The sequence below is a fragment of the Streptomyces decoyicus genome (assembly GCF_019880305.1).
Taxonomy (GTDB): Bacteria; Actinomycetota; Actinomycetes; order Streptomycetales; family Streptomycetaceae; genus Streptomyces; species Streptomyces decoyicus.
On record NZ_CP082301.1, the window covers coordinates 6,837,726 to 6,860,948 of the forward strand.

The window sequence follows — 23,223 nt, forward strand, 5'->3', positions numbered from 1 at the left end:
CCCGGACCGGCGCGGCGGTCCGGCGAGGGGGTCAGGCGAGGGGGTCAGGCCGTGGCACCGGGAGCGGACTCCCAGATCTTGGTGAGGTAGGCGATGCCGCTCTCGACGCTCTCGTTGCGGGTCTCGAACGCGATCACGCCTTCCCAGTTCCGCAGCCGGATGGCATCCGTGATCTCGCGGAGGGACAGCGTGCCCTCGTCGAGTGCGAGGTGTGCGTCCTGGTCACCGCCGTTGTTGCTCAGCGACAGGGCGGCGATCGACGACGAGAACTTCTCGAACAGGGGCACCGCGGCCGCCTGGTTCACATTCGCGTGGCCGACGTCCAGGATGAACTTGAGGTCGGGCATCGCGTTCAGCGCCGCCGAGAAGTCCGTCTCCCGTGTGAAGACGTAGGAGAACGGGCGGAACTTCGGGTAGTAGGAGAGGTTCTCCAGCCAGACCTCGACGCCCTTCTCGGTCGCCTCGGCCACGACCTCCGAAAGCAGCGTGAGGAACCGTTCGAGCGCGGCATCGCGGTGCGCCTTGGTCGGCCGGGGCTCGACGAACGCGCCGCCGTGTATGACCAGGGAGGTCGCTTCGAGCCGCGCCGCCAGGTCGACCTCGCTCCGCACATAGCGCAGGGACGCCTCCCGGACCTCCGGGATCTCCGATGCCAGCGGCGCCCGGAAGTTGCCGTGCAGGACGGGCGAGAGACCGCGGTCGGCCGCGGCCGCCACCAGTGTGCGGCTGCGGTCCTCGGACCAGTTGTGCGGCATGTCCGTCATCAGGCTGGCATCGATGTACCAGTGGCTGCACCCCTCCTCTTGGGCCGCGGCCAGCCCTTCCTCCGCGCTCAGGTAGCGCTGGACGGCGACACCGGTGGCAAAGGGCAAGGACTGTGTGTAAGGCGAACTGTTCAAATTGCACCCACTTCGGAGAGGCCGGCCATTGTTCGCCAAGCCGAATACCTGAATGTTGTGCGCACTCGGTACGGTGCGAACAGAAGGGGAAGTTCTGCGGCCAGTCTAGGAGTGCCGGAATCCGGACAGACGGCAGAACGGGCGGTAGATGGGGGGTAGTTCGGCGCGGAGACGCCGGACACCCGTGGACCCTGCGGCACTTGTGCTGTGCACCGCGATCCGCCGTGTACGGTCCGGAACGCACCTCGGCCGGGCGTCCGTTACGCGGCGTCGAGGAGGTGCGAGCAGGGACGCCGCGGGGTCGTGGATGAAGTGGGCGTCCGGATCGGCGCCCGGATTGGCGTCCGGATCGACGCCGGCTCGTACGTCTCGGATCCGTCGTGCGGCGTGGGCCCGGGGCGGTGACGCCGGGCCGGCCTCCGCGAGGGGCGTCTGCCGGTACGGGCAGGCCCCGGCGGCAGCGGCGCATCGGCCTTTCCGGAGAAAGCCCCGCAGAGTTCGGCAGCGGGTCGAGCACCTGTCGGTGCCCGAAGGCGCGGTCCCGGAATCGTTTGGATGTTGAATTCCGGTAGGACCTGATTGCCGCCCGTATTCTTGGCTCGTACGCTCGGCCCGTATTTCCGCCCGGTTATCGCGACGACGGGAAACAAGAGAAGGGCGGCCGCTTCCGTTCCGGTGGCCCGAGATGGGTCAGGTCGGTCAATTCTGGTGTCAGGTATCCCGGATATGCGGGCAGTGCGGAGAAAGTGGTCGGCGCCCCGCCCCCGAACCTTCCCCGGGTCCAGCCGAAAGGACCCTACAGATCCCGCATCGGCTGGGCAAGGGATTTCTGAACAGGCGATTGGACGTCCGTCGGCAGTGAAGTAACTACGGGGCAATTGGTGATGATTGCTTCATTTTGCTTATTGGTCGCAATTCATGACAGTTGAAGGAATCCCCAGGTCGGAGTGGTGTGGCGCGATCCTCTGGAGGTGTGGCGAGCGCCGGGGTCGTCCTGGTCCAGGCCGCGGTTATGTTGTGCCTCACCTCAGCAGAAAAATGCAGGTGGTCGTGCTTATAGTCGTCCAGTCATCGGGTCCACCCGTCTCCCTGGACTTGGAAGGGGTTGCGTATTACCAAAACTTGTCCAGAATGTGGGTAGACGGGGGAGGGGGAATCGTGCGGCAAGAAGAGTTTCTGCGGACGGGCCGGTCCGTTTTGTGTCGTCCTGCACACCATTTGCCGGATCGTACGTAAGCAGCCGTCGACGCCTGGTGCGGCCCGGCGTCGACGAGAGATGTCATGAGCCGTCATTCATCCACGATGGCGGCCTGTCGGCTATGAAATACCCTTCATGGAGCGATCTCGATGGTTGTCGCAGTCAACGGTGAGGAATTCGGACAGCAGCTTCGAAAGTTCCGGGAGCGCACTCGGCTTACCCAGACCGAACTCTCCGGACTGTCCATGGTCAGCGTGCGGGCTGTCCGAAACCTGGAGCAGGGGCAAGTGGCGGTACCGCGCCGGGACACGGTCCGGCTTCTTGCGGACGCCCTGCGGCTGACCGCGCAGGAGCGCGTCTCGTTCGAACGGGCCGCCGGGTGCGAGGCGGGCGATGCGATGTTCGACTCGCTCACCATGTCCCCCACGGCGGTGGCCCGTCCGTTGCACGGGCGGGAGTGGGAAGTGGACACAGTCCTCCGGCGCGTGGTGAGCGAGTACGAACGCATCAGCGCCATCACCGGGTTCGGGGGCGTCGGCAAGACGCATCTGGCCCGCGCGGTGGCACAGGCGCTCCGTTCGCTGAACGGTGTGCCCACCCTGTGGGTCTCGCTGCGGCACGAGGCCTCCGCACCGGCGGCGTTATTCCGGCAGCACGCCACCGAACCTGCCGCGGGTGCCGGGGCGTTGGGCATGTCCGGTACCCGCCAGGGGGGCCGGTCCGGCAACCTCGAAGCCCTGCTGACCCGCGACGACGGCAGCGTCGACCAGCTCGTCCGGCTCATCGGTGACCGCCCCGTGCTGCTGGTTCTCGACGGCAACGACGCGGGACAGGTGACCCGCCGCACCCTGTGGGCGCTGATCCGGGAGTGCCCCCACCTGCGCATACTCGAAACGGCCCGGACCCCTCAGGGGGCGCCCGAGGACTACCGGCTCGCCCTGCGGCCCCTCTCCGTTGCCGCGGCGGCCGCCGGCCGGGAGGAGACCGCGGCCTCGCCCGCCGTGGCCCTGCTGGTCGAACTGATCAGGGACCTCCAGCCCGAATTCCGGCTCGACGAGGCCACGTTGGCGATCTGCGCGGAGGTCAGCCGGCGGCTGGACGGCCTGCCGAGAGCGCTGGAGGCGGCCGCCTCCTGGTTCACGATCATCTCGGCCGAGGAGATCGTGGGCATGGCGCGCGACGAACCGCATCTGCTGGCCACGCACCCGGGGGACCGCACGGACGTGGCGAGCACGGTGCGGGACGCGGTGGCGGCGCAGCCGCGGCCCTACCGCGACCTGTTGGTCAGGCTCAGCGACTGGCAGGGGTCGTGGACCGTGGAAAAGGTGGTCGCCAGCATCGGCATCCCACGGGCCCAGGTCGCCCGCGCGATTCATACCTTCCTTCAGTGCGGCCTGATCATGAAAGTCGCCTCGGGCGGTGACAACCTTGTCAGATTCACCATTCTCAATGTCATTCGCACCTACCTCCAGGGGCCTCGGGGGGCCAACGTCCCCCAGTGCGGGACGTAATACCGGTCGGTGCGGAAACGGGCGCCGTAAAACCGGCCGGTGGGCGGATGCGGCAACCGCGGAGCGGTCGGTGCGGATACGGCCGCCGTAACCGGTCGGTACGGATGCGGCCGTCGGTACCCGGTGTCCGTTGCCGGGGTACCCGGCCCCGGCAATGGCCGGCCTTCCCGAAATCCGTTGTGGGGCACGGGGGTTCGGCTCGTGGGGTGCGCCGACCATAGCCTGCGGCGCGGCGGCCGGAAGGGCAATCGAATCGGCAGTTCATCGGTAGTTCCCGCCTTCGCTCTAGGAGCGTCCGGGGCGGCTGGGCACTGTAGGACGCACGGGCGAGGGAAGTGCCCACCCGATCAAGGCAGGACGCATCGATGACGCAGACGGCGGAGCCGCAGGGCGACACGGCAGAAGCGCACACGTCGCTCTGGCGCAACAGGAACTTCATGCTGCTGTGGTGCGGGCAGGGAGCGGGCACGCTCGGTCCGCGGGTCGCATTGATCGTCCTGCCGGTGCTCGCCCTCGACACCCTCCATGCCGACACGTTCCAGGTGTCCTTGCTGACCTCCCTGGGCTGGCTGCCCTATCTGCTGTTCTCGCTGCCGGCGGGCGTGCTGGCCGATCGGCTCGACCAGCGGAAAATCATGATCTTCTGCGATGTCGCCCGGCTGCTGCTGATCCTCTCCGTCCCCCTGATCGCCCTCACGGGCCGACTGAGCCTGTGGTATCTGTACGCCGTCGTGGGCGTCTCCGGCGTACTGACCGTGCTGTTCACGGTCGCCTACCGCAGTCAGCTGCCGAAGCTGGTGAGCAGCGCCCAACTCGTCGACGGCAACGGCAAACTCGGCATGTGCGAGTCGCTCGCCGAGGTGGCCGGGCCCGGTCTCGGCGGCGCGCTCGTCGGCCTGGTCGGCTCCTCCCGGACGCTGTACGCCAATGTGCTCACGTATGCGCTCAGCGCTCTGACGCTGGGTATGATCCGCGTGCCGAAGTCCGCGCAGAGCCCACCGGCAGGCGCGAGCCGGGTGTCCTTCAAGGCCGCGATGGGCGAAGGGCTCACCTTCGTCCGCAGGCAGGTCATCCTGCGCAAGCTGCTGATCTGTACCAGCGTGTCCAACTTCTTCGTGACGGCGGCCTCTTCGATCGCGGTCACCTTCATGCTGCGCGATCTGCACGCGTCCGCGACCGCCGTCGGCCTGGTGTTCACCCTGGGCTCCGTCGGCGGTCTGCTCACCGGTGCCTTCGCCCGCCGGATCGCCGCCCGGGTCGGCAGCGCGCGCATCATCTGGGTCTCGATGCTGCTGCCCGGCCCGCTGTACTTCCTGATGCCGCTCTCGCAGCCGGGCTGGGGCGTCGTCCTGTACGCCGTCGGCCTGGCAGCCCTGTCCGCCAACAGCACCCTGTTCAACACGGGGGCCATCTCCTACCGCCAGCGCGTCTGCCCGCGGGAGCTGCTCAGCAGGGTGAGCGCGGTCTACCTCTGGATCACCTACGGCGTCATCCCGCTCGGCTCCCTGTTCGGTGGCGCGCTCGCCACCGGGGTGGGACTGCGGCCGACGCTGTGGGTGTGTGCGCTGGGAATGTGGAGTGCCTCGCTGTTCGTGGTGTTCTCGCCGCTCCGGAAGATGCGTGATGTGTCGATTCCGGAAGCGGCGCTCGCCTAGCGGCGGGTCGGCAGTGCTCAAGGGGCGGAACCGGCAAGGCCGTTCCGTCCGCGGCAGGCGCGCCGGCGCGACATTCCGTGGGGGTGGGCCTTCGCCCCCTTCCGATGAAGCGCTCCGGCCGCACTGCGCCCTCATGTCGCCTGTTCGTCTCACTACCGAAGGGAAATCCTGGGCATGGAGGAACTGCGGAAAGAGAGCGGCCGCCTACCGTCGGCCGTACCGAGCGAGTCCGCCGGGGACGGGCGGAACGGCCCGGCCGAAACCCTCCTGGCCGTCCTCCGGGAGCACCTGTCGGTCCAGGAGATCGACCTGGACAGCAAGTTCTACGCGCTCGGCGGGGACTCGTTGATCGCCCTCCGCGTGATCAACGATGCCCGTGCGCGGGGGATCCCCCTCTCGCTGCGGGACCTGATGGTCCACCAGAGCGTGCGAGGCATGCTGGGCGCCCCCTCGGTGATCGAGGCGTCGGCAGGCGGCGGCTCCCAGGACGACGGCGGCCAGGCGCGGAGCGCCGAGCCCTTCTCCCTCCTCGACCCGCAGGACCGGCCCCGCATCCCCGAGGGAGTGCAGGACGCCCTGCCCGCCTCGGCGCTCCAGATCGGCATGCTCTACCTCTGCGAGACCAGCCAGGACCCGCTGCTCTACCACAGCATGGACGGCTGGGAGGTGTGTGCCCGCTTCGACGAGAGCAGCTTCCGCGCCGCCCTCGCGGAACTCGCCCGCCGCCACCCCGCCCTGCGCACCGCCTTCGACTTCGGCGGCCTCTCGGTGCCGGCCCAGCTCATCTGGGCCGAGGGCCTGCCGGAGCTGGGCATCGACCGGGCCACCGGCCCCGAAGAGGCCGAGACCCTGCTGCGCGAGTGGTGCGACCAGCAGCTCGCCGAGCCGATCGACTGGCGGGTCCCGCCCCTGGCCCGCTGCCATGTGGTGGCCCTGCCGGAGTCCTTCCACGTCGTGCTGGCGGTCCACCACGCCGTCCTCGACGGCTGGAGCCTGAGCAGGCTGGCCGTGGAACTGATGGCGCTCTACGCCGCGGAGCGCGACGGGGCGGACGCCGGGCTGCCCGCGCTGTCCGAGGACGTGCAGCACGACTTCATCGCCGCCGAACGCGCGGCCGCAACGTCGTCGGCGGCCGCCGAGCACTGGTTCCACCAGGCGGACGCCCCCGCCCTGCTCTTCGACGAGGCGAAGCACCAGAAGACCCCCGACGCGGACGGGCGCGTCGAGTTCACCCTCGATACCGGGCTGGTGCGCTCCCTGTCCGGCGTGGCCCGCATGCTCGGCGTCTCGGTGAAGTCCGTCGCCCTCGCCGCGCACGTACGGGCCCTGGGCACCTGGACCCGGCGCGGCCACGACATCGTGACCGGCGTCGTGTTCAACACCCGCCCCGAGAGCGCCGGTTCCGACCTGGCGACCGGTCTCTTCCTCAATACGCTGCCGCTGCGCTTCGCGACCGTCGACGACACCTGGGCGGGCCTCATCAGAGCCGCGGCCGACGCCGAGAACGAAGGCGCCCCGTACCAGTCCTATCCGCAGGCGCAGATCGTGGAGCGGCTGGGCCGGCCGCCCTTCGACGTCACCTTCAACTTCATGAACTTCCACGCCTACCGGGAGCTCGACCGGCTGACGTCCGTGCCCACGCGCGGCTGGTGGCGCCGGGGCAAGCCGAGCTTCCCGTTCCACGTCAATGTCGAAATCAGCGGCACCGAGGGCCAGGTACGCATCGGCTACGACCCGGCCTTCCTGGCGCGGACCTCCGTCGAGGCCTACGCCGCCACACTGCGGCGGGCGCTCGCCTCGCTGGTGGCCAATCCGGTCAGCCCGGCCGCACCGCCCTCGCCGCAGAACCGGGGGAACTGACCATGGCACAGCAGCAGCGGCCGCTCTTCGCCGTTCTGTACGACGCGGGCGCGGTGCCCGCAGGCGAGGTGGGCGCGGGCCTCGCCGACCTCGGGGACATCGTCTTCCTGGTCCCGCCCTCCTCCGCCCATGTGGAGCAGCTCAGGCCGGTGATGGAGCTGTTGGGCGAGGTGCGGACCCTCACCGGGCGCAGGGACGAGGACACCGAACTGGTCCGCGCGCTCGCCCCGGACGCGATCCTCACCTTCTGCGAGGACATGATCCGTCCGGCCGCCGAACTCGCCGCCGCGCTCGGTCTGCCCGGCCAGTCCGTGGAGACCGCACGCCTCTACACGGACAAGGGCGCACAGCGCCGGGTGCTGCGCGAGGCGGGTGTCGACCGGACGGGCGCCCATGTCGTGGAGTCGCCCGGTGCCTGGGACGAGGCCCTGCGGACGATCGGCCTGCCCTCCCTCGTCAAGCCGGTGACCGCATCGAGGAGCCGGGACGCCTACGCCCTGCGGACACCCGAGGACGCGCGTGTCGTGCGGGAACGGCTCGACGAGATCGCCGCCGGAGGGGCCTGGGAGCCCTTCATCCTGGAGGAGTTCCTGGAGGGCAGGGCGAGCGAGCCGTTCGGCGACTATGTGTCGGTCGAGAGTGCCTGCACCCCCTCGGGCATCACCCATCTGGTGCTGACCGGAAAGTCCCCGGTCGTGCCGCCGTTCCGCGGAACCGGCCGGATCTGGCCCAGCCATCTGCCGCGCGACGAGGAGCAGGAGATCTTCGACCTCGTGACCCGCGCCCTCGAAGCGGTGGGAGCCGACAGCGGATTCGCCCACACCGAACTGAAGCTGACGCCCGGCGGGCCCCGCATCATCGAGCTCAACGGACGGCTCTCGGGGCATGTGAACATGATGGCCAGAGAGTCCTGCGGGCTGGATCTGGTGCGTGTCGGCGCTCTCATGGCCCTCGGTGAAGAGCCTTATCTGCCGACTTTCGACTTCGGCGGAAAGGTCCATTTCCAGTACAACAATCTTGCGCCGCTCCGGCCGGCCGGACTGGTGGCGGTCCACGGTGCCGACGCCGTGCGCGAGCTGCCCGGGGTCACCGCTTACCGGAATTTCGTCCGGCCCGGCGACGAACTCCCCGGCGGCACCACCACCCTGACCCTGGACACCCTCTCAGGCGTGTGTGAGGGCCACGAGGCGGTGATGCGGACGATTGACGCGGCCCGTGCGGCGCTCACTTTCGAGCTCCGCTTCGAGGACGGCGTACGCTGCATTAATGGTCTGGAACTCCCGCAGTACTGAGAGCTGAGACAAGGGGGCCGGCAGAGGCGCGACATGCCTCTGCCGGCCCCCTCGTCTTTATGTTTTCGGGCGTCAACTGCCGGTGTTGTGCCTGGGCATCTGCCGCCGTGGATCCGCACCGAAATCTATTGTTGATCTCAGCTTTTCAGTGCCGTCCCGCATTAGGGAGACGTCGGGCGGTGCAACGGCGAATAACGCCTTGCCGAGCGATCAGGAATGGTGGGGGAAATGGTCGTCGGGGATGTGCTTGCGGAAGAGGACGATGTCCCGTCCAGGTTCCCGTTCGGCGGTCGCTGCGCTCTTGACGGGCCCTGCGCGCCGGTCCGGCTGACGAGGCGGCTGCCCGCCGCTCTGGCCACGGAACTCACCGGGCGCAGCGCGGAGTTCGTCCTCGCGGCGGCCCTGCTCCTCGCCCGGAAGTACAGCGACGGCACCGCCTTCCGCATCGGCGTGCGACGGACGACATGGGCAGCGCAGGACGCCGACGCCTCGCTCGTCGTCGCCATGCCGTCCACCACGACCGCGGCGGAGCACCTGAGCACGGTGACGACCGGCCTCGCCGCCCTCACCGACGCCCCGGACGCAGCGGCCGCCGCGCCGTCGAAGGTGGTGTGCGTCGTCGACGGGCCCGCCGGCGGCAGGCCCGGCGCCGATCTGGTCCTCTCCAGCGAGGCCACGGCCGACGGTCTGGTACTGCACGCGGACCGCCACGAGCACGTGTACGACGCGGCGTTCACCGAACGGCTCCTCGGCCACCTGGTCCATCTCCTGTGCCAGATCACCGAGTCCCCTGGCACGCCGATCGGCCGGCTGGGGCTGCCGACCGGACCCGAACTCGAGCGGCTGCTCGGCTTCAACGACACCGCCCGCCCCTACCCCCGCGACACCTCGGTCTACGCACTCTTCGCCGCCCAGGCCGCCGAACGGCCCGAGCACCTCGCGGTCAGCCATCAGGACGGCTCCCTCACCTACCGCGAACTGGAGGAGCAGTCCCTGCGGTTGGCCGCGCTGCTCCACACCCACGGTGTCGGACGGCACACCCGGGTCGCGTTCGCCCTGGAGCGCACGCCCCGGCTGCTGGCCGCCGTGCTGGCCATCCTGCGGCTCGGCGCCGCCTACGTTCCCCTGGACAAGAACCTGCCCGCGGCCCGCCGGGCCCTCCTGCTGGCCGACAGCGGCGCCGCGCTGCTGCTCGTCGACGACGCGCAGGCCACAGCGGACGTCCCGGTGCTCGACATCACCCGGCCCCACGACGGCGACCCCGGCGCCCTGCCGGCCCTCGCCGCAGCGCCCGAGGACACCGCGTACGTGATGTACACCTCCGGCACCACGGGCCGGCCGAAGGGCGTACCGGTCAACCAGCGGGCCGTCGTCCGGCTGGTCCGCGGCACCGACTACGCGGATCTCTCGGCCGGTACCACGATCCTCCAGACCGGCGCGATCGCCTTCGACGCCACCACGCTGGAATTCTGGGGCGCGCTGCTCAACGGCGGCACCCTCGTCCTCGTACCGGCCGCCACCGTCCTGAACTCGGTCGACCTCGGCGCCGCGATCGCGCGGCACCGGGTCAACACGCTGTGGCTCACCGCCACGCTCTTCAACCAGCTCGTCGAGCAGGACCCCGCGGTGCTGCGGGGCTGCCAGGTGCTGGTCGGCGGCGAGGCGGTCTCCGCGCAGCACCTCGCCCAGGCCATGGACGCCTGCCCGGACAGCGTCTTCATCAACGCGTACGGCCCCACCGAGAACACCACCTTCTCCGTCACGCACCGCGTGGCGCAGCGGTACACCGGCCGGGTGCCCATCGGCCGGCCCATCGCCAACTCCACCGCCTGGGTGCTGGACCGCGACGGCAACCCGCAGCCGCTCGGCGTCCCCGGCGAGCTGTACGTGGGCGGTGACGGGCTCAGCGACGGCTATCTCAACCGGCCGGATCTGAACGGCACAGCGTTCGTGCTCGGCGGCATCGGCGCCCGCAAGGAGCGGCTGTACCGCACGGGCGACCTCGCGTGCTGGAACGACGACGGGCTCCTCGACTGCCTCGGCCGGGCGGACCACCAGGTCAAGGTCCGCGGCTACCGGGTGGAGCTCGCGGAGGTGGAGAGCGCTCTGTCCCGACTGCCGTCCGTACGCGACTGCGTGGTGTTGCTGCGCCGGCGCGAGGACGGAACGGCCGTGCTGAGTGCCTACTTCACCGCCGCGGCGGAGCTCGACGCGGCGCGGCTGCGCTCGGCCCTGCTCGCGGAACTCCCCGACTACATGGTCCCGTCCGCCTTCATGCAGCTCCCGGAGCTGCCGCTGAACCGCAACCACAAGGCCGACCGGGTGGCGCTGGCCGCTCTGGAACCGGCGGACACCGGGGCGACGGCCGGGGCGACCGCCGGGGCGGGGCGGGCCCCCGGCACACCACTGGAGATCACGGTGGCGGGCCTCTTCGCGGAGGCGCTGGGCGTGCCGTCGGTCTCGCTCGACGACAGCTTCTTCGAGCTCGGGGGCCACTCGCTGCGGATGATGCGGTTGTGGAACCAGGTCAGGGCGGTCACCGGCAGGGCGATCGAGCTGCGGCAGATCCTCGATGCCCCCACCGTGGCCGGTGTCGTGGCCGCCCTGGAGCGAAGCCGGGCGGCAGCGGCCGCCCGCCCGAAGCTGACGCGCCGCTCATGACGGCGGTCGTGGAGCGCCCGGTGGCCCTGCAGGGTGAGGAGTGAGCGTGTTCCCCTTGTCGTTCGCACAGCAGGGGCTGTGGTTCCTGAACCGGCTGGAAGGGCCGGGGTCGACGTACAACGTGCCGGTGGTGGTGCGGCTGCGCGGCGCGCTGGACGTGCCCGCTCTGGAGGCTGCCGTCGCCGATGTCGTCGACCGGCACGAGAGCCTGCGGACCGTGTTCGGCGAGACCGGGGGAGCGCCCTATCAGCGGGTGCTGCCGTCGGCGGAGACCGGTCTGGTCCTGACCGTCCTCGACAGCGGGCCGCAACGGCTCGACGCGGATCTGCACGAGGTGGTGCGGCGCCCCTTCGACCTCGCTGCCGACCTGCCGGTCCGGGCCTGGCTGCTGCGGGTGGCGGCCGACGACCACGTGCTCGCTCTGGTCATGCACCACGTGGTGTGCGACGGCTGGTCCCTCACCCCGCTGCTGCGCGACCTCAGCACCGCCTACGGCGCACGGCACGACGGGCTCGCCCCGGCCTGGGAGCCGCTGCCGGTCCAGTACTCCGACTACACCCTGTGGCAGCGTGACCTGCTCGGCTCCGACGACGATCCCGACAGCCTGATCAACAGTCAGCTCGCCTACTGGCAAAAGGCGTTGGCGGGACTGCCGGAAGAACTGCCGCTGCCGTTCGACCGGGTGCGGCTGCCCGGCGCCGACACCTTCGGCGGCGCCACCGTCGACCGCACCCTCGGGCCGGAGCTGCACGGACGCCTCCTGGAGGTCGCCCAGCAGCACGGGTGCACGCTGTTCATGGTGCTCCAGGCGGCCGTCGCCGTGCTGCTCACCCGTTCCGGGGCCGGCACCGACATCCCCTTCGGCACCCCGGTGGCCGGACGCGCCGACGCGGCCCTGGACGACCTCGTCGGATTCTTCGTCAACACCGTCGTGCTGCGCACCGACACCTCCGGCAACCCCACGTTCGGGGAGCTGCTGCGCCGGGTCCGCGAGACGGACTTCGACGCCTACGCCCACCAGGACGTCCCGTTCGACCGGCTCGTCGAGGTGCTCAACCCCCGACGCTCGCCCCACCGGCACCCCCTGTTCCAGGTGATGCTCGCGCTCAACGAGGGACGGCCCGGCGAGGCACTGCGGCTGCCCGGTGTCGAGACCGCCGTGCTGCGCGAGACGACCGACACCGCGAAGTTCAGCCTCTCCGTCGACTTCGACGACCGGCGCGACCACGACGGCCGGCCCGCCGGGCTGCACACCGCCCTCGAATACGCCACGGACGTGTTCGACGAGGCGACCGTCCGGGCCATGGCCGACCGGCTCGTACGACTCCTCGAGGCGGTCGCCGCCGACCCGGCGCTGCGCATCCGCGAGGTGCCCGTGCTGTCCGCCGCCGAACAGCACCGCCAGCTCGTCGAGTGGAACGGCCCGGACAGGCCCGAGACCCCGGTCGACCTCGCCCGGCGCATCCGCCACTGGGCGAACGAGCGGCCGGACGCGATCGCCGTGTCCGACGGGAGCGCCCGCCACACCTACCGTGAGCTCGCAGACACCGCCGACCGCATCTCCCGCACCCTGACGGCGGCGGGTGCCGGCCCCGACGATCTCACCGCGATCCTCTCCGACCGTAGCGCCTGGTTCGTCACCACCGCGCTCGGCACGCTCGGCGCCGGCAGCGGATATCTGGCCCTGGACGGCACCCTGCCCGTCGACCGGGCCCGGCAGATGCTCGCGGACAGCGCCGCGAGCCGCCTGGTGGCCGCCCCGGAACTGCGCGGGCGCGCGGAGACGGTCACCGCGGGCGGCCTCGACGGTGTCACCGTGGTCACGGTCGACGACGTACCGGACGGGACGAGCCCGTGGCGGCGGCCGGACCTCTCGGCCCGTCCGGGCCTGCTCGCGTACGCGGTGTTCACGTCGGGCTCGACCGGGCGGCCCAAGGGCGTCCTGGTCCCCCACCGCGGCCTGTCCAACCACCTGCTCGCCGTGGCCGAGCTCTACGGTCTCGACGAGCACGACACGATGGCCTTCAACGCGCCGCTCACCTTCGACGTCGCCGTGTGGCAGGCGCTGACGATGCCGCTGGTCGGCGGGCGGGTGCACGTCCTCGACGAGGACACCACCCGCGATCCGCTGCTGCTCGTCCGCTGCATCGCCGACCAGGGCATCACCCTCCTCCAGATCGTGCCGCAGGTGCTGCGCGCGGTCCTGGACATGTGGGACCTCGACGACACCACCGTCGGCCTGTTCAAGGGGCTGCGGTACCTCCTCGTCCACGGCGAGGAGCTGCCGCCCGACCTCGTCGACCGCTGGTTCGCCCGGCACCCCCGCATCCCGCTCGCCAACGTCTACGGCCCCGCCGAGTGCTCGGACGACGTGTCGATCTCCGTCATCGACGCGGCCGACGGATTCCGCCGCAGCCGGGCCCCGATCGGCCGGCTCCTGCGCAACATGCAGGCCTACGTGCTCGACGCCTGTCTCCAACTCGTGCCGTCCGGCACGGTCGGTGAGCTGTACGTCGGGGGAGCGGGCCTGGCACGCGGCTACGCGGGCCGGGCCGGGGTGACCGCGCAGCGGTTCATGGCGAACCCGTTCGGCGCGCCCGGCGAGCGGATGTACCGCACCGGAGACCTGGTGCGCTGGAACACCGACGGCGAGCTGGAGTTCATGGGCCGCGTCGACCACCAGGTGAAGATCCGGGGCTTCCGTATCGAGCCGGGTGAGGTCCAGGCGGTCATCGAGCGCGACCCACAGGTGCGCCAGGCGGTGGTGCTGGCCCGGGAGGACCGCCCCGGTGACAAGCGGCTCGTGGCCTACGCGGTGCCGGTGGACGGCGCGGCACTGGACGTCGGTGCGGTACGCCGGCGGACCGCACAGGCGCTGCCCGAGTACATGGTCCCCTCCTTCTTCGTCGAGCTGGCCGAACTGCCGCTCACCCCCAACGGCAAACTGGACCGGCGCGCCCTGCCGGCCCCGGTCATCCGGACGGAGGCCACCGGCGCACTGCCCCGCGCCCCTCAGGAGACCGCGCTGTGCGGCCTGTTCGCCGAGGTGCTCGGGGTGCCCGCGGTCGGAGTCGAGGACAGCTTCTTCGACCTCGGGGGGCACTCCCTCCTCGCGATGCGGCTGCTGAGCCGGATCCGCTCCGTGCTGGACGTACGGGTCACCCTGCGCACCCTGTTCGACACCCCCACCGTTGCGGGCATCCTGGACGCCCTCGGGCGGACCGGGGAGCAGGACGACCACGAGGTGCTGTTGGCGCTGCGCCCCGGCACCGACCCGCGCCCGCTGTTCTGCGTCCACCCCGCGACCGGACTCGCCTGGAGCTACGCGGGCCTCGCCGCGCACCTGCCCGGCGACCTCGCCCTCTACGGCCTCCAGGCGCCCGGCCTCGTCGAGCACAGCGCGATCCCGCGGGACATGGAGGAGATGCTCGGCCGGATGCTGGCGGAGATCCGCCGCGTACAGCCCGAGGGGCCCTACCGGCTGCTCGGCTGGTCGCTCGGCGGCAACCTCGCCCACGCCCTGGCCGGCCGGCTGCAACAGGACGGCGCCGCCATCGAACTCCTCGCCCTCGTCGATGCCTACCCGGGCGAGGTCTGGCCCTGCCCCTCGTTCGCGACGCCCGAGCAGTGGGACGAGTTCAGCCTGCTCGCCACCCTCGTGCCGGCCGTGGCCGACGACGAGGCGATGGCCGCCGACCCAGGGGCCGCGCTGGCCGTGCTGCGCCGCGCCGGACAGGAGCAACTCGGCCTGGAGAGCGCCGCGTTCGAGCGGCTCGTCGCCGTGGGCGTGAACAGCAGCCGGCTGGTGGCCGGCCACCGGCCCCGCCGGGTCCGCGGCCGGACCGTCTACTTCACCGCGGCCGAGGGACGGAGCGCGGCGCGCCCCGACCCGGCCGCCTGGGCCCCCTACGTGGACGACCTCGACCAGCACGACCTCCTGTGCCGCCACGAAGAGGCGATGGACCCCGAACCCCGCAAGCACATCGCCGAGATCGTCACGGCCGAACTGCTCGGCCACGCACGAAGCAGGCCACTGCCAGACCGGAAGGCAACGAACCCCCATGACTGACCTGTTGGACCCGGTGTCCCGGGATTCCGCCGAGCGGTATCTGCGCCACCACTTCCAGGGCCCGCTGGTGGGCCCCGGCGATGCGGCGTACGACGAGGTGCGCGCGGTGTGGAACGCCATGCACGACCGCCGGCCCCGGCTGATCGCCCGCTGCACCAGTGCCGCGGACGTCAGTACTGCACTGCGGTACGCCACCGCGGCCGGCCTCGCCGTGACCGTGCGCGGCGGGGGCCACAACGTCGCCGGCACCGCCGTCGCCGACGGTGCGGTCATGATCGACCTGTCGCTGCTGAACGAGGTCGACGTCGACCCCGGGGCACAGACCGCCCGCGCACAGGGCGGCTGTCTGCTGCGCGACGTCGACGCCGCCACCCTCGCCCACGACCTGGTGTGCCCCTCGGGAGTGGTCTCGCACACCGGGCTGGGGGGCCTGACCCTCGGCGGCGGCTACGGATGGCTCGCCCGCAAATGGGGCCTGACCTGTGATCACCTCCTGGCGGCCGAGGTCGTGCTCGCCGACGGCACGATCGTCGAAGCCACCGAGGACGAGCACGCCGAACTGCTGTGGGGCCTACGCGGCGGAGGCGGCAACCTCGGCATCGTCACCCGCTTCACGCTGCGTCTGCGGCCGGTCGGCCCCGTGCACCACCAAACGGCCGTCTACCCGCTGGCGGACGTACCGGCGGCGCTCGCCCGCTACCGGGAGTTCGCCGAGGCACAGGGCCCCGACCTGCACGCCACCGCCGCGCTCAAGCAGGCCGGCCACCAGCCCTGGATCCCGGAGCGGCTGCGCGGCCTGCCTGCGCTGTTCCTGACCGCCGCCTGGTTCGGCGACGAGGCCGACGGCCCGCGGCACACCGCACCACTGTTCGCCACGGCCGCGCCCGACGCCACCGTCTCCCGGGTGATGTCGTACGCGCAGCTGCAGGCTCTCGGCGACCACGGCGAGCCGCACGGCAACCGCTACTTCACGAAGTCGTGCTACCTCACCGACCTGACCGACGGCGCGGTCGCCCAACTGATGGAGTCCGCCCGGGAGATCCGTTCGCCGCTGTCCTGCATCGACTTCGAGTACCTGCGCGGCGCCATCGGCGACGTGCCGGACGAGGAGTCCGCCTTCCCCCGCCGGGACGCGCCCTACATCTGCACGGTGTCGGCGCAGTGGACCGACGAGTCCGCCGACGACGAGAACGCGGCCTGGAGCCGGCAGGGCACCGAGCGGCTCGCCCCCTGGCAGTACGGCGGCGCCTACGTCAACTACCTCCAGGACGAGCAGCCCGGCAGGGTCGCCGAGGTCTACGGCGCCGCCCGCTACGAGCGTCTCGCCGCGCTCAAGCACCGCTATGACCCGGACAACGTCCTGGCCGGCAACCAGAACATCCCTCCCGCAGCGCACCCGCACGTCTAGCCCGCACGTCTGGAGAGAAGACCCCATGTCGCAGCTTGTTACTCCGCAGCCGACCGTCGCCCCGCCGGCCACCTTCGACAGCAACGACCCCGGTGCTTTCCTGACCGCCCTGCGCTCCCCGTGGTACACCCTCGTCGCCGATCTCCAGGACACGGTGCAGTGGACCACCATGGAGTACGCACGGTCGCAGGGGCTGAAGAACCTGTGGCTGCCCCTGACCACCCGGACCGTCACCTGCCCGAACGGCTTCGGCAGTGACACCGAAGCGGTCAAGGTCCACGTCAACGGCGTCGACACCTATCTCCAGGACTCGATGCAGTACCTGCTGGAGTACGGCTGCCGGCTCGCCCCGGGCGGCTGCTACAACATCATGCCGTCGTTCCGCGTCGAGACGCCCGACGCGACCCACCTCACCCAGTTCACCCACAGCGAGGCCGAGATCCCCGGAGGCCTCGACGACCTCATACGGTACGTCGACGGCTATGTGAAGGCGCTCGCCTCCGCCCTCCTCGACCAGCACGGCGACCGGCTGGCCGCGGGCCGGGGCGACATCTCCCACCTGGAGCGCATGGCGGGCCACAGCGCGCCGTTCGCCCGGGTCACCTTCGAGGAGGCCGTCGGCATCGTCGGTGACGTCGACGGCTGCGTCCAGGACGCGGGCGAGTGGCGCAGCCTGACCCGCAAGGGCGAGCGCCTGCTGATGGAGCGGGTCAGCGAGTTCGTCTGGATGCACCACCAGGACACCCTGGCGGTGCCCTTCTACCAGGCGTTCGGTGACGACGAGGCGCGCACGGCCCGCGCGGCCGACCTGCTCTTCGGCATGGGCGAGGTCGTCGGCTCCGGCGAGCGGCACACCGACCCGGACCTGCTGCGCAAGTCCATCGCCCTGCACGACGTCCACGAGGAGGACTACGACTGGTACGTCCGGATGCGCGAGGACGCCCCGATGCTGACCTCCGGCTTCGGCATGGGCGTCGAGCGGTTCCTCATGTGGGTGCTCAACCACGACGACATCCGTGACATCCCGCTGGTCTCCCGGGTCAACGAGCCCGGCTCCTGGCCCGAGGCGATCGTCCGCCCGTAGCCCGGCCCTCCCGCCGCCGCACCCGCCCCGGACCCCCGACGGAGGGGCGGCCGCGGTCCGCGGGACCTCCCCCGCGGGGCCGCCACCCGTTCCCCCCCCGCGCCGCCACCCGTTCCGCCCCGTGCCGTACCCCGCCGAGAAGGCCCCGGCACGCAACGAAATGAGTGCCATGACCTCAGATCCCGTGCCTGTTCTGTGCCTGCCCTATGCCGGTGCGGGCGCCGGCTTCTTCCGTAAGTGGCGGCAGTCGGCCCCGGCCGGTCTGCTCCTGGAGCCCCTGCAACTGCCCGGCCGCGAGGAGCGCACCGACGAGGAGCCGCACCGCGACGTGGCCCGTGCGGTGCACGCCCTGCTGCCCGAGGCCCTCGACGCGGTGCGCGGACACTCCCGGGTCGCTGTCTTCGGCCACAGCCTCGGCGCCATCCTCGCCTACGAGCTCGCCCGTGCCCTGGAGGAACGTACGGAACTGCCCGTGGCGCACGTGTTCGTGAGCGGATCCCCGGCCCCGGAGCGGGGGCGCGCACCGCAGGCGGCCGCCCTGGACGACGCCGAGTTCCTCGCCCGGGTCGAGGAGCTGGCCGGCTACCGCCACCCCGCCCTGGAATCGGCCGAGTTCAGAGAACTGCTGCTGCCCACGCTGCGGGCGGACGTGGCCATGCACGAGTCCTACCGTCCGCCGTCGGACGAACCGGTCGAGGCCCCGGTCACCTGTCTGCGCGGCGCCGGCGACGTACTCGTGACGGAGCAGGACGCCCGCGAGTGGCACACCACCACCTCCGGCCCGTTCACCTACGCCGAGATGCCCGGCGGCCACATGTACCTCGCCGACGCCGCCCCCCAGGTCCTCGGTCTGGTCGCGGCGACGCTGGAGGGAACCGTCCGGCAGCCCACGGCCTCGGGCCGGTTCACGGGCCCGGGGGCGGCATGCGACTAGCGGGCAAGACGGTGGTGGTCACCGGCGCCGGGCGCGGCCTGGGCCGGATGTGCGCGGTGCGCTTCGCGGAGGAGGGCGCGGACCTCGTCCTGCTGGACACCGGCGGGGACATCCCCGGCGTGCCCTATCCGCTCGCCGACGGGTCCCAGCTGGAACGCACCGCTCAGCTGTGCCGGCAGTCCGGCGCCGACACCCTGACGCTGCGGGCCGATGTCAGGGACACCGACGCCGTCACCGCGGCGGTCGACGCCGCCCTGCGGCGCTTCGGCCGCATCGATGTCCTCGTCAACAACGCGGGCATCGCCGCGCCGTCGGGCAAGCCCGTCCACGAGATCACGGATGACGAATGGCAGTTGATGCTGGACGTCGACCTGTCCGGCGCCTGGCGGATGATCCGCGCGGTCGCCCCGGCCATGCTGGGGCAGCGCGGCGGCAGCATCATCAATGTGGCCTCCACCGCGGGGCTGGTCGGCTACCGGCACTTCGCCGCGTACGTCGCGGCGAAGCACGCCCTGGTCGGCCTCACCAAGGCCGCCGCACTGGACTTCGCCCCGCTGCGGGTCCGGGTGAACGCCATCTGCCCCGGTTCGGTGCGCGACGCCTCGCACGTCGAGGGCCGGATGCTGTCCGAGATCGCCCGCTGCCTCGATGTCGGCGCCGACGAGTACGAACAGGCCTTTGTCACCGCGCAACCCATGAACGCGCTCGTGGAGCCGGAGGACGTGGCGGGCGCCGCCCTGTGGCTGGCCGGCGACGACTCCCGTCAAGTGACGGGCAGCACGGTCACCGTCGACGGCGGATTCACCGCGCGATGAGCCACCCCGGGACACGTCCGATGCGGATGGAGAGCATGACTGATCAGCCCCACCCCCGTACCGGGGGCCCCACCGCCCTCGGTGACAGCGCCGTACACGGCATCGTGCTGCGGCTCACCGACGAGGCACACCTCCGCGCCGCCCGGACGAACACCGAGCGGGCGGCCGCCTCGGCCGCGGCCCGGGAAGCGGGCAGCTTCTGGGTGCAGCACGCCGAGAAGGGCTCCGGGACACAGCAGGCGGCCCGGACGTGGCAGCGAGAGGTGCGGCGCCCGCTCCACCACAGTGACCCGGGCCTGCGCACCGTGCTGACGTGCTACCCCGACGGCGCCGCCGATCTCGTCGTGGTGGCCCGCCGCGGGGTCCTCGACCACGCCGGGCTGCGGGAACTCGCCCACGGGCTGGCGACGCCGGACCGCGACGCGTCCGCGCTCGTCCGTACCCTGCGCGAGCGGTCCGCCCGCGGCACAGCCGGATGGTCCGCCGCACCGGCACCGCACTGGGGGCTGGCCGAGGACGACCTCCCGGAGCCCGAACGCCTCGAGTGGAAGGGCGAGTTCACTCCCGAGGTCGTCACGGCCGCCGCGGCCGTGGCCCTGTCCCGGTACGAGCGCAGCGCCACCGTGCGCCTCGCGGCGGTCGTCACCGAACCGGCCGGCCCGGCGCCCGGCGCGAAGGTGATCCAGGTCGAGGCCGGGGACGAACTGCCCCTGAGCGACCTCGTGGAACAGGTCGGGGCGGCCCTGCGGGCCCCGGCCGGGCAGACCGCCGACGACGCCCTCCCGCCGCTGTCCGTCGTCCTCACCGGCCACACCCCGCACGAGCAGTACGTCCCGTTCGCACCCGGCACCGCTCCCCTCGCGCTGGTCTGGCACGGCGACGAGAGCGCGGTCTCCCTCGCCGGGCACCCCCACGACCCGAGCGCGGTCCACCCCGCCGTCGCCCAGGACTTCGCCCGGCACACCCTGCACGTCGCCGCCCAGCTCGCCGACGGCGCCCCCGGCCGCACCGTGGGCGACCTCGCCCTGCTGGACGACACCGAGGCGTCCGCCGTCATCGATCTCGGCCGCACCGCCCCGAGAGGCGCGCCCCGCGCCGCCACCCTCCAGGACGTGGTGGCCCGCCTCGCCCGGGAACAGCCCGACGCGGTCGCGGTCTGCGACGCCACCCGGAGGCTGACCTACCAGGAGCTCGACGAGCAGGCCGGCGCCTGGGCGAGGGTGCTCGTGGACGGCGGCGCCGGGCCCGGACTGTTCGTGGGCGTCTGCCTCAAGCGAACCGTCGACCTGGTCGTCGCGCTGCTCGCGGTCCTCAAGACGGGCGCCGCCTACGTCCCGCTCGACCCGCAGGCCCCCGATGAACGGCTGCGCTACATCGCCGAGGACGCCGGGCTCGCCCTCGTCATCACCACGCTGTCGGGCTTCCCGGCCGCCGAGGGGACCCCGGTCCTGCGGCCCGCCGCCCTCACCGCGGCCGCCCCGGAGTCCGCCGGCACCGAGCTGCCGACGGCCGGGCCCGGCGACCCGGCGTACGTCATCTACACCTCGGGGACGACCGGCCGCCCCAAGGGAGTTGTCGTCGCCCACCGCAACGTCCTGGCGCTCCTCGACGCCACCGCCGACGACATGGCCCTGGGCCCCGACGACGTATGGACGCTCTTCCACTCCGCCGCCTTCGACTTCTCGGTCTGGGAGATCTGGGGCTGCCTGCTGACCGGCGGACGCCTCGTCGTCGTGCCCTACCTGGTGACCCGTTCCCCCGAGGACTTCCATGCCCTGGTGCTCCGCGAGGGCGTCACGGTGCTCAGCCAGACCCCGTCGGCCTTCGCCGGGCTCCTGGAAATGGATGCCCGGACGGTCGCCGCCCCCGCGCCCCGGCTGATCGTGTTCGGCGGTGAGGCGTTCGACCCCCGCATGGTCGGTGCCTGGTTCAGCAGGCACCCCGACGGTGCGTGCTGCCTGGTCAACATGTACGGGATCACCGAGACCACCGTCCATGTCACCGCCCGGCACGTGCGCTCGTGGGACGCGCACGTGCGGCCCCGCTCCGTCGGCCGGCCGATCCCCGGCTGGTCGGCGTCGGTCCGCGACGACCGGGGACGGCCGCTGCCGCCCGGCGCCGTGGGCGAGATCTGGGTGGGCGGCGCGGGCCTCGCGCTGCGCTATCTCAACCGGCCCGAGCTCACCGCGGAGCGCTTCGTCGACGACCCGTCCAGCGGCGAGCGGCTCTACCGCAGCGGCGACCTGGGACGGCTCCGGCTGGACGGGACACTGGACCACGTGGGCCGGCTCGACGAACAGGTCAAGATCCGCGGCTTCCGCATCGAACTGGGCGAAGTGCGCTCGGTGCTGGTCGACGACCCCGGCGTGGTGGACGCCGCGGTGCTCGTCGAGGGGCAGGAGGACGGCCCCGAGCACGCCCGCCTGGTGGGCTACACGGTGCTCGCGGAGGGCGCGACCACGGCGGACGTACGCCGCAGGACGGCCACGATCCTGCCGGACTACATGCTTCCGGCGGAGCTTGTCGGCCTTCCCGCACTGCCGCTGACCCTCAACGGAAAGCTGGACCGGGCCGCCCTGCCGGCCGCGCGGCGCCCGCTGTCCGCACCGGCCGGCCCGGCGCAGGTGCAGCCCGTGGACGGCACGGACCCGGCCACGGCGATGCTCGCCGTATGGCGTGCGGTGATTGCCGCCGACGTGGGCCCCGACGACCACTTCTTCGCGATCGGCGGCAACTCGCTGCTGGCCGTGCGGCTGCTCGCGGCCCTGCGCAAGGCCGGCTTCGGCTCCGTGAGCCTGCGCGAGCTCTACGGCCACCCCACCCCGAGGGCCCTGGCCGCAGTGGCCCGGGGCCCGCTCGCACCGCCCGGGGCCTGACGCCCGCCGCGCCGGGCCGCGCCGGGCCGCACGCCCGCCCGCCGCCGGGACCGGAGGGACCGGCCCCGGCGGCTTACCGAGCCGGGGCCGGGGGAGGACGAGCCTTGCCGCCCGTGTCCGGCCGGGGCCGGGGCGCGCGAGCCCATACCGCCCGTGTCTATGCGCGCTCGGCCAGCCCCGCCAGCAGTCTCGGCAACGCACTGCCGATCGGTTCGCGGACCACCTCGGCGGCGAGCTCGTCGTACGGCGTCGGCTCGGCGTTCACGATGACCAGCCGCGCGCCGTGCTCCGCGGCCACCCCGGCGAGCGAGGCCGCCGGCTGCACCTGCAACGTGCTCCCGACCGCGAAGAAGACCTCCGCCGCCTTCGCCACCCCCAGCGCGGAACCGAGCACCTGCGGGTCCAGCCGCTCCCCGAACATCACCGTCGCCGACTTCAGGATCCCCCCGCACACCAGACACGGGGGATCGGGCTCGCCCGCGGCCACCCGCGCCAGCGCTTCCTGCATCGACGACCGTGCATGACAGCGGGTGCAGGCCACGGCCCGTACGGTGCCGTGCAGTTCGAGCACCTTGCGCTCGGGCACCCCGGCACGCTGATGCAGCCCGTCCACGTTCTGAGTGATCACCCGTACCGGCGTCCCGGACCGCTCCAGCCGGGCCACCGCCTCGTGCGCGGCATTCGGCTCGGCCCGGAACGCCGGGCTCTCCTGCCGCATCCGCCACGACCGCCGCCGGATCTCCGGATCGCCCATGTACGTGTCGTACGTGACGAGCTTCTCCGCCTCCGGATCCCGCCGCCACAGCCCGTTCGGCCCGCGGTAGTCGGGGATGCCGGAGTCGGTGGAAATGCCCGCGCCGGTGAGGATCGCGACGAGCGGGCGGCGGGTCGGCTGGTCGGGGGACACATCGGTGCCGGTCATGACGCGAGGGTACGCAGAGGGGGCCGACGGGAGCGAAGG

13 protein-coding genes are annotated in these 23,223 nt (G+C 71.9%); 11 read left to right on the plus strand and 2 right to left on the minus strand.

Annotation, left to right across the window (positions count from 1 at the left end; genetic code table 11):
• Positions 1 to 44 precede the first annotated feature (44 nt).
• Positions 45 to 872 (minus strand): sugar phosphate isomerase/epimerase family protein, encoded by an 828-nt coding sequence (locus tag K7C20_RS29945; protein ID WP_048829175.1) that lies wholly within the window; start codon positions 870 to 872, stop codon positions 45 to 47.
• A gap of 1,374 nt (positions 873 to 2,246) precedes the next feature.
• Here K7C20_RS29945 and K7C20_RS29950 point away from each other — a divergent pair.
• The 11 genes from K7C20_RS29950 to K7C20_RS30000 all read left to right on the plus strand — a co-directional run bounded on the left by K7C20_RS29950 (position 2,247) and on the right by K7C20_RS30000 (position 22,262).
• Positions 2,247 to 3,608: a helix-turn-helix domain-containing protein gene (locus K7C20_RS29950; RefSeq protein ID WP_053208936.1), complete on the plus strand. Its 1,362-nt coding sequence runs from the start codon at positions 2,247 to 2,249 to the stop codon at positions 3,606 to 3,608.
• A gap of 365 nt (positions 3,609 to 3,973) precedes the next feature.
• On the plus strand, positions 3,974 to 5,263 hold the full coding sequence (locus tag K7C20_RS29955; RefSeq protein ID WP_030079378.1) for an MFS transporter: 1,290 nt from the start codon (positions 3,974 to 3,976) through the stop codon (positions 5,261 to 5,263).
• A gap of 174 nt (positions 5,264 to 5,437) precedes the next feature.
• A complete protein-coding gene (locus K7C20_RS29960) occupies positions 5,438 to 7,123 on the plus strand; it encodes a condensation domain-containing protein (protein ID WP_053208935.1) in 1,686 nt (561 codons plus the stop codon).
• Positions 7,124 to 7,125: 2 nt separating this feature from the next.
• Positions 7,126 to 8,415, plus strand: coding sequence for a hypothetical protein (locus K7C20_RS29965; protein ID WP_048829177.1), 1,290 nt, complete (start codon positions 7,126 to 7,128; stop codon positions 8,413 to 8,415).
• 228 nt (positions 8,416 to 8,643) lie between these two features.
• Complete coding sequence (locus K7C20_RS29970; protein ID WP_053208934.1) at positions 8,644 to 11,076, plus strand: non-ribosomal peptide synthetase; 2,433 nt, start codon at positions 8,644 to 8,646, stop codon at positions 11,074 to 11,076.
• 46 nt (positions 11,077 to 11,122) lie between these two features.
• Positions 11,123 to 15,145 (plus strand): non-ribosomal peptide synthetase, encoded by a 4,023-nt coding sequence (locus tag K7C20_RS29975; protein ID WP_053208933.1) that lies wholly within the window; start codon positions 11,123 to 11,125, stop codon positions 15,143 to 15,145.
• A complete protein-coding gene (locus K7C20_RS29980) occupies positions 15,138 to 16,553 on the plus strand; it encodes an FAD-binding oxidoreductase (RefSeq protein WP_063753902.1) in 1,416 nt (471 codons plus the stop codon). The genes K7C20_RS29975 and K7C20_RS29980 overlap by 8 nt, the downstream gene beginning before the upstream one ends.
• 25 nt (positions 16,554 to 16,578) lie before the next feature.
• Entirely contained in the window at positions 16,579 to 17,637 is a 1,059-nt protein-coding gene (locus K7C20_RS29985) for an amino acid--tRNA ligase-related protein (RefSeq protein ID WP_053208932.1), read from the plus strand.
• A 169-nt stretch (positions 17,638 to 17,806) separates the two neighbouring features.
• On the plus strand, positions 17,807 to 18,571 hold the full coding sequence (locus K7C20_RS29990) for a thioesterase II family protein (RefSeq protein WP_063753903.1): 765 nt from the start codon (positions 17,807 to 17,809) through the stop codon (positions 18,569 to 18,571).
• The gene (locus K7C20_RS29995; RefSeq protein WP_048829181.1) at positions 18,562 to 19,386 is read left to right on the plus strand and encodes a glucose 1-dehydrogenase; all 825 of its coding nucleotides are present in this window, start codon (positions 18,562 to 18,564) and stop codon (positions 19,384 to 19,386) included. The genes K7C20_RS29990 and K7C20_RS29995 overlap by 10 nt, the downstream gene beginning before the upstream one ends.
• Positions 19,387 to 19,421: 35 nt before the next feature.
• The gene (locus tag K7C20_RS30000) at positions 19,422 to 22,262 is read left to right on the plus strand and encodes an amino acid adenylation domain-containing protein (protein WP_078953060.1); all 2,841 of its coding nucleotides are present in this window, start codon (positions 19,422 to 19,424) and stop codon (positions 22,260 to 22,262) included.
• Positions 22,263 to 22,419: 157 nt separating this feature from the next.
• On the opposite strand, the gene K7C20_RS30005 is transcribed toward K7C20_RS30000, so the two are convergent.
• Positions 22,420 to 23,184: an SIR2 family NAD-dependent protein deacylase gene (locus tag K7C20_RS30005; RefSeq protein ID WP_030079399.1), complete on the minus strand. Its 765-nt coding sequence runs from the start codon at positions 23,182 to 23,184 to the stop codon at positions 22,420 to 22,422.
• Between the last annotated feature and the right edge of the window lie 39 nt (positions 23,185 to 23,223).